A 1700-nucleotide genomic window follows, 5' to 3' on the forward strand; every position below is an offset into this window, starting at 1 on the left:
GGCGATTCAAAGAGTTTGGACAACTGAAGAAAAAGAGTTGATTGCAAATGATTTCAAACTACAAAATCACCTAAAACAATGGCTAAATAATTCCTTGAGTGATACTTGTTGGCATCCAGAAAACTATAGAATAGTCCGAGACTTAAGCGCCCCTTCAAGCTTCAGTCAACCCATGAATTTCTTTGAAGATATTCCTTTTTAAAACTTCTTGTGTACGTCTGGTACTTGATTACGAGACTGTTAGCGCTTCGCGTACTTTTTGTGAACATTAAAGATTTCGGAGAAATACAATGGATATTCAATCTACGCTCACCCAAGCTATTGAATTTATTGTGATGAGCTTTGTTGCTCTGACGATTTTCGATTTTATCGATGGGCTTTACGTTGTACCATTACCAGCTATTGCAGTTGCACAATTCAATTCCAGTTCCGAATCCGCAATAACAGCAACTCAATTTGAGCCACTATCTAACAGTGAACAACTAGAAGTCGAACCTCAACAAATCCCCTTTTTTACATCACAGTTTGAGGAAATTTCTGACCCCTGGACATTAGAATTAGAGTCTCACAAGAGTTCTACCGAAACTCAACTAGTTATACTCCAATTCCCTTCACTAAGACTGCTACCACCAGCAACAGGAGTACAACCGAAATCTAAAGCTAAAACCGCCAATAAATCTACTCCCCTCAAAGGCAAAACTACCAAAACTTCTAAGACTACTGCAAAAGCGACATCTACTAAGGCTCCACGAAAACCCGCAAGATCACGCAAGCAGTCGGCTTAAGTCAAAACAATTCAAAATTCAAAATTCAAAATTATCAAACCCCACGCATAAATGCGGGGGCTTGAAATAAGGATGCTGTGCTTTTTTATGTCCCCATTAATAAATTAAGGGGTTTGTAACCATTGCTCCAATTCAATTTTAAGTTCAAAGTTCAGAGAATTCAAAATTGAAAAATTATTTAATTAATTTTGAATTTTGAATTTTGAATTGATAATTTTGAATTGGAGCGAAGCGACGGTAACTTTGCTGGTTTTCGTGGAGCTTCGACACAGACACCTATTAAACCCGCATTTCTCACAAGCTTCAGGCGTTTGATAGAGCAGAGGAGCAGAGGGGCAGAGGGGAAAGAACTTAGTATTTGAACTTGAACTCTCCCACTAGCGAACCTGCTCCCCTGCACAAGCACAGGCTTTGAGAGGTGTGGTGAGAAATCCGAGTTAAAGGAGCGATAGCGTTTTCAGAATAGCGATCGCTTTTTTGTCATTTCAACGTGAGCATCCCACAGAAATCAACATCTTGCAATTAAGTCTACTTTGATTGCCGATCGCTGTACGAATCTTCCTGTGCAGTATCGGCTACGCCAAGTTTTTGTGAAATCAATACTCCATATATACAGTCATGGTTAATGCAATCCAAGGCTCACTGTTTGATGTGCAAACAGTTTTAGACTACGGGCAATCCATTGTCAGCGCCGGACATGAACTTGCCAAATTATTGATTAAGAATCAACCTTTAGCAAACAGAGTAATCCAATCGCAGATGAATCGTTACTTCAACGGAACTGCGGCACAGGGCAAGTGGCAGTGGAAAGATGCTTACGAAGCTGTTGAGATTGCATTAATTCTCTATCTGCGGCAACAAGGATTATCTGATAATCCCTTAGAAGAACTGCGACGGCTTGAGTTGCTCTGCCCC

3 protein-coding genes are annotated in these 1700 nt (G+C 40.3%); all 3 read left to right on the plus strand.

Annotated elements, in window-relative coordinates:
• A partial coding sequence (locus VE944_RS04210; RefSeq protein WP_324972732.1) for a hypothetical protein occupies positions 1-202 on the plus strand: 202 nt, incomplete at its 5' end.
• A gap of 88 nt (positions 203-290) precedes the next feature.
• Positions 291-785 carry a hypothetical protein gene (locus tag VE944_RS04215; protein ID WP_324972734.1) on the plus strand — a complete coding sequence of 165 codons (495 nt, stop codon included), beginning with the start codon at positions 291-293 and terminating at the stop codon, positions 783-785.
• 618 nt (positions 786-1403) lie between these two features.
• A partial coding sequence (locus VE944_RS04220) for a hypothetical protein (protein WP_324972737.1) occupies positions 1404-1700 on the plus strand: 297 nt, incomplete at its 3' end.

Source organism: Nostoc sp. (assembly GCF_035638895.1).
Lineage (GTDB): Bacteria > Cyanobacteriota > Cyanobacteriia > Cyanobacteriales > Nostocaceae > Nostoc.